Origin of the sequence: Methylobacterium sp. W2, from assembly GCF_020662345.1 — a bacterium.
Lineage (GTDB): Bacteria > Pseudomonadota > Alphaproteobacteria > Rhizobiales > Beijerinckiaceae > Methylobacterium.
This window is the reverse complement of record NZ_VMOA01000046.1, coordinates 36929-43440: the sequence shown is the minus strand read 5'-3', so window position 1 is coordinate 43440 and position 6512 is coordinate 36929. Positions and strand designations below refer to the sequence as shown.

General features: G+C 68.3%; 4 protein-coding genes. All 4 read left to right on the top strand.

Annotated elements, in window-relative coordinates; genetic code table 11:
• Window positions 1-248: 248 nt before the first annotated feature.
• The 4 genes from FPV16_RS21100 (at window position 249) to FPV16_RS21085 (ending at window position 6455) form a co-directional block, all read left to right on the top strand.
• The gene (locus FPV16_RS21100; RefSeq protein ID WP_227440321.1) at window positions 249-2228 is read left to right on the top strand and encodes a hypothetical protein; all 1980 of its coding nucleotides are present in this window, start codon (window positions 249-251) and stop codon (window positions 2226-2228) included.
• Window positions 2229-2242: 14 nt separating this feature from the next.
• A complete protein-coding gene (locus FPV16_RS21095; RefSeq protein WP_227440320.1) occupies window positions 2243-4225 on the top strand; it encodes a hypothetical protein in 1983 nt (660 codons plus the stop codon).
• Window positions 4226-4531: 306 nt separating this feature from the next.
• Window positions 4532-5824, top strand: a complete 1293-nt coding sequence (locus FPV16_RS21090) for a flavin monoamine oxidase family protein (RefSeq protein WP_227440319.1) — start codon at window positions 4532-4534, stop codon at window positions 5822-5824.
• 136 nt (window positions 5825-5960) lie between these two features.
• Window positions 5961-6455 carry a hypothetical protein gene (locus FPV16_RS21085; protein ID WP_227440318.1) on the top strand — a complete coding sequence of 165 codons (495 nt, stop codon included), beginning with the start codon at window positions 5961-5963 and terminating at the stop codon, window positions 6453-6455.
• The last annotated feature ends 57 nt before the right edge of the window (window positions 6456-6512 follow it).

Below are 6512 nucleotides of genomic sequence, written 5' to 3'. Positions count from 1 at the left end.
CGCATTCGTCCTTGGGCTACCGGCCGCCCGCGCCTGTCACCTTCCCGGATCTGGCCTTCCGGCTACCCATGGTCGCCACCATGCAGTAGCCTCTCAATCGGCTCGGTCCAAAATACCGGTCAGGTCAGGTCCGACCTGAAGGGGGACCAGTACCTCCATCCCGAATACCGCGATGCCCGCCATGGGACGGAGATACCCTCCATCAAGGAGCGTGTCCTCGACCGACTTAAGGCGATCAGGGGACGACCATGACCACGCAAGCCACCGCAGCGGAATGGGTCGAGTCCATCGCCGGCAAGGCGTCGCTGCCGATCCCGACCGTTCAGGAGATCCTGGACCGACACGGCGTCGAGCCGCAATCCACGCTCCCGCGCAGGAAAAGCCTCCGCATCCGGTCCGTCACACTCGAAGGGGTGAAGGAGGGCACTTCCGCCGACGGTCCGTTCGCCAAGACGTTCACATTCGGACCGGGCCTCTGGGCCATCGTCTCCGACCAGAATTCCCGTGGGAAGTCGACGCTCCTGAACGTGATACAGGGCGGCATCCGAGGGAACATCCACGACCGCATCAAGCCGGATGTCTGGCGATGGCTCAGCCGTGCGAAAGTGATCTTCGAAGCCAACGGCATCGGTCATCGCCTCCTCGTCACCAAGGAAGCGGGCAATACCGACAAGGATGCGGTCGGGACGTTCTGCCGTGAGCAGGACGAGGCATGGCTTCCGCTGTTCGAAGGCACTGTCGGCAAGCCCCTTGAGCGCGCGGTCGAGGACGCGATGCTGGCCGAGTTCGGCTTTGCGCGGTTCCATGCCCACAACGAGAAGGACGGCAGTCACACGCACGGCTGGCCGGTGATCGCCTCCGCGCTGTTCGTCGAGGGGCCGGGCAAGGCGGTATTCGGCGAGTTGCTGATCGACGCCATCCCGCTTCGCCTGCTCCAGATGTTCATGGGCCTGCCGTGGGTCAGCACCTACACGGCCGCGTCGACGGCGCTCAAGCGGCTCAAGGCGACGAAGGTCGAGCGTCCATCGACGTCCGGCGGCTTGAGGGAGAGGCTCCAGGCCCGGCTCGAAAAGGTGGAATCCTCATTGGAGTCCGCACGTGGACGGGTCCGCCCCGGGATGGTGCGCGCCGACCTTCGTGCCATGATGCTGCATGAGGACGGTCGTCTCCTCGGCCTGCGCGAGCAGGTAGAGGCGAAACGGCAGGACGCGTTCAGGCTTGAGCGTCAGTTGCAGGGTGCGACCACCACACTCGCCGATACGCGACGGGCGCTGCAGCAGCTCAAGGACGACCGGGCGGCCGGGGTGGTCCTGCGTACGTTGCGCCCGGTCTGCTGCCCCTCGTGCGACGCTGGCATTGACCATGACCGGCACGCCCGGGCCGGAGAGGGATCGACCTGCGCACTGTGCGGCACCCGCGAGACCCCGGCCGAGGACGAGGACGGTCTGCGCCTTGAGGAACTGCAGCATGACGCGGACGACGTTGCGGCCGCCGTCGCCGAGCTTCGTCTGCAATCCGAGGGCGCGCAGGCATCGCAGCGCGGGGCGGAGCAAGATCTGGGAAAGGCCATCGCCGCCGTACGTGCCCTCGAAGCCGAGTTGAGGAAGGACGACACGGCCGACCTGGAATTGGAGATCCGGGGGTTCGAGGCCCAGCGCGAGCAACTCATGGCCCTGATCGCCGCCGAGCAGGAGGAGAAGGTCGAGGAGCAGGCCGCCGACGACATCGGCCAACACGACGAGACCGTGCTCAAGGTCGCCGAGGAAGTCACCAAGGATCTCTACGACGGCCTGGCACGGGAGATCCTCGCCGACGTCTCGCGGGAGATCACCGAACTCTCCCGCTCCTTCGGGGTCCAGAACATCGAGAGCATGGACTTGGGTACGGGGGGTGCGATGCGCATCATGCAGGGTCATGCCCTGACGAGCTTCGGGAAGCTTTCCCCAGGTGAGAACCTGCGCGTCCGGATCGCGGCGGCGCTCGCCGTGATCGAAGTGTCACGGCAACGCATGTACGGTCGGCACCCGGGCTTGCTGGTCCTCGACAGCCCCGGCGCGCAGGAAATGGCACCAGCCGACTTCGCCGCGTTGCTGTCCCGCGTGCACGGGGCTATCGAGAGCGCGGGGGACATCCAGATCATCGTCGGCGCCCGCGCGGAGTCGACACTCCTGGATGTTGTCCCATGCGATCACGTGACCCACGCTGAAGGGGACCGATTCCTTTTCTGAACCCGGGAGCCCTGGTGTCGTCCGAACTGATCCAGCGCCTTCTGGACGAGTGCGACCCCACCGACCTCGGCGACGTCTCGTCCGACGAGCTTGCAGCGGCGGCTGCGGGGCATTCGACGGAGGTTGAGGGTGCACGGCTCTTCGTCTCGTTGGCCATGCATCCGCGCGCCGACGCGACCGCGGCGGCCCTGATCGTCCTGGTCCAAAATGCCGACATCCTTGCCATGATGGAGATCGCGTCGTGGTTCGGCCGCGGCGGCCAGGTCGCGGCGCCGCAACGGTCACGGCTCGGCCAGGCGTTCCTCGGACGGGCAATCGACAGATCGGTCGACTACGGCACCCGCTCCCAGGCGCTGAAGGCGGCGATGATCCTGGCCCAGTCGGAACGGCCACTGCTCCGGCGGCTACAGGCCGTCCTCCTCGAACTCGACCCTTCCGACGAGGGCATCTACCTCAGGCATGCGGCCAGGATCACCGGGGCAGTGCTCGCCCACGAACCGGCGGACGACGACCTCCGCAACAAGCTGACAGAGCTCACGGACGTCCAGGATGCCGAGGACGAGGCTGCGGTCGAGCTTGGCCTCGACGCCCTGAGGGCCGGGCTCGACGCCACCACGCCGGAGGCCGCGCTCGGCGCCTTCGGGGCGGCGCGGGACTGGTTCGCGCGCGCCGAGGAAGCGACGGAGGTGCGTCTCGACGCCCGCCTCTACCGAACCTGCCTGGACATGTTGCTCGCCTTCCACGAGGGCCTAACCAGCGACGACCTCCCCAACAGGATCGCGTCGGTGACACAATCCGCCTTCGAGTACACCGCATACCTTACGGATGGCGACCGGCATCCAGAGACATCGTCCTGGCTTGCCTCGAAGGACCTCGAACGCGTCCATTGGACCTCGCTGGCGCTCCGCCTCGGATCGCTCGTGGACAAGGTCTCCCGTTCGGCCTGGCTGAAGGTCGCCGCGGTCATGGAGGACGAATTGCTCTCCATCTACGCCGCAAGCCGCAGCATGTTTCGACGCGGCGCGGACGGGGGACTGGAGCAGGTCGTACGGCCACGGATCGTCGGTGCCATGCAGGGGGAACTGCGCTCCCTCGACATCCTGGATCACTGGATCGCGGAGAATTCCGGGTCCGCCTCCCTGCCGGACGCCAAGTCCCTCTGGGACCTCGTGGGGGAGGCCCGCGAGGCCATTGTCGGCCACCGCCCTTCCGGGGCGGCGGCCGGGAGCTCACCGACCGCCGCCATCCTTGAGCGCCTGCCCGAACCGATACGCGAGACCGTCTCGGCCCGTATCGAGGCGGACGCCGTGTCCTTGCTCGACGAGAGCGTCTCGCGCACGGTCGACGAGGTCCTGGCACGGGCCACCACCGCCTTAATGTCCAACGTCGACTACAGGGAGAAGCCTGATGCCCGGCAGTTCTTCGACGTCCTTCTCCTGGACGTCACGCGTTTCGTGGTGTCGAGGTACAACCTGAGCACGGCCACGTTCCCAGGGGTCGCCTATCTCTTCAACAGGGATAAGGCCAATCCGCCGCTGGAGGCCGACCTCCAGCACGATCTCGTCAACTACCTCATGGGCTCAAGGCTCGCCGATATCTGCCGACCTGAAGCCCGCGACCTCGGGGGTGGCCGCGTCGACGTCCTATTCACCTACAAGTGGTTGAAGACGACATCCGAACTGAAGCGGTCCTTCCCGAAGCTCACCTCGGGCGAGCTCGTCGACAGGTACGGTCCGCAGGCCATCTCGTACCAGGGAACGAACGTCGCTCTCTCCATGCTCATGGTCCTCGACCTGTACGACCGCGCCGGAGCCCAGGCCGACATTCGCGACCAGATCGACGTGCATCACCGGACGGTGGCCGATAGCTCCGTGGAGAGCGCAGTCGTACTCTTCCGTGTGCAGGGCCGGCGACAGACCCCCTCGGACGTCACCAAAGCCGCGCTGACGTCACCTCGGGCCAAGCCAGGTGTGGTGGCGCCTGCTCCCATGCAGTGATCTGAGCCATGACAGGTGGATCGGGGAAAACATCGAGTCCATTCTCGATGGTCCCTCTCATCGCGACCATGAGCACCGCACCCCGCTCGCGGTCGATCTGACCGAGCATCAGCAAAGTCCGTTGCCAAGCCGCCAGGAGTACGTGGTCGATTGTGACGACCCAGGCTTTGGGAAGCTGTTAGCTATCCCTGAAGGTCTTCCTAGGGCCGTGTGGGCACGCTTCCATCAGCTCCCGTGTTTCGTTCGCCGCGGCGCACCAACCGCACGAATCTTGGATGTCGTCTCAGCCGACCTCAACTTGGCCCCATGGACACCACGTTCGACGTTGTCATCGTAGGGGGAGGCGCCGCCGGCATCGGCGCCGCGCGGCGGCTCACGGCCCAAGGCTCGTCGACCTTGCTGCTTGAGGCGTCGCCGCGTCTCGGCGGCCGCGCCCACACGCAGGACCTCGGGGGCTACCCGCTCGATCTCGGCTGCGAGTGGCTCCACTCGGGCGACCGCAACGCGTGGGTGGGCATCGCCGAGGCGTCCGGCTTCCCGGTGGACCGAGGCGATCCGCCGTGGGCGAAGGCGCATCCCGGCAACGTCCAGGACGAGGACAACGAGGAGGCGGCGCAGAGGGCGTTCGGCGACTGGGAGGAGCGGCTCCGCACGGTGGCGGCTGGCAGCGACCGGGGTAGCGACGCCCTTGAGCCCGGCGGCACCTGGAACGCCTACGTCCGGGCCATCGCCGGCTTCATGAGCGGCGTCGCGCCCGAGAGGATCTCCGCCACGGACTACCTAGCCTACGACGATGCCTCGACGGGCCGGAACTGGCACCTGCCGCTCGGATACGGCACGCTGGTCGCCGCCAGCCTGCCCTCCTCGACGACGCTGCGTCTCGCCACTCCCGCCCAGCGGATCGACCTGACGGCGGACGGCGTCGCGGTCACCACGCGCGCGGGCACCGTTCGCGCCGGCGCCGCCATCCTCACGGTCTCGACCGCGGTCCTGGCCGGCGACGCGATCCGCCTTCCCTCCGGGACGGACCCTTGGCGCGAGGCGGCCGCCGCCTTGCCTCTCGGTCGCAACGAAAAGATCTTCATGGAGATCGGCCGCGACGCCGCGTTCGAATCCGACGTGCATGCCTACGGCAACCTCCACGACCCGCGGTCCGCCGCCTATTCCATCCGCCCGAACGGATGGCCGGTGATCGAAGCTTTCCTCGGGGGCGAAGGTGCCCGGATCGTGGAGGAGGACGGCCCGGCCGCGGGCTTCGCCTTCGTCTCGGCCGAGTTGGTGTCCCTGTTCGGGAGCGACGTGGCGTCGGCGATCCGACCGCTCGCGGTGACCGCCTGGAGCCGGATGGCATCCATCGGCGGGGCCTACAGCTGTGCCCTGCCGGGCCGATCCCAGGCGCGGGCACGGCTGGCTCAGCCCTTCGAGGACAGGCTCTTCTTCGCCGGCGAGGCGACGCACCCCCACGACTTCACGACCGCCCACGGGGCCCACGACAGCGGGCGACGGGCCGCCGACGAGGCGTTCGCGGCGCTTCGGGAGAGGCGCGGCCTCGGGCTGCGAGGATCAATGGCCGCCGCGGAAGCACGAGCGGCTCGGTAGCGATCCATCCCGATGGCGTAACGCCTCGACCGGCAGGGCAACCGCCGACGCCGCCATCGCTTTCGTGGCCGGAACACCAGCAAGGGCCGCCGCCTTGCCCCACGCGGGGCATGTCCCGCACGGAAGGGCATCCGCGATGCAGGGCTATGCAACCTCGTTCGGTCTCGGCTTCGTGGCCGGAATGCGCAACATGACGGCGTGCGCCGCCTTGGCCTGGGCCGCCTCGGAGGGCCGGACACGCGGAACCCTCATCCCAGGCGGCTCCGGTGCCCGCACGCTCGCGACGGCGGCGGCGGTCGCCGAGATGGCGGGGGACAAGATGCCGTTCGCCCCCGACCGTCGCATCCCGCCGTCCTTCGCCTTCCGGCTTGCCGTCGGAGCGGTCGGCGGATGGGCGTTGGCCGGTCGCCGTGCGTCGCCCCAGGTCGGGGCTTTGGCAGGCATGGCGGGCGCAATCGCCGGGACGCTCCTCGGCCGGGCCGCCCGCGGTCCCGACTCCCGCACCACCCCCGGACGCGCCAAGGGCCTCGCCGAGGATGCCGCCGCCGTCGGCCTGGCCGTCCTGGTGGTGTCCTCGGCCGAGCGCCAACCCCGGACGACCGGTGCGGTCTCCGGCGCTTGTCGTACCTAGGGGCCCCGGGGCTCGCTTTCCGATGCAGGGTCGAGCTGTTCCTTCCCGGTGATCCGG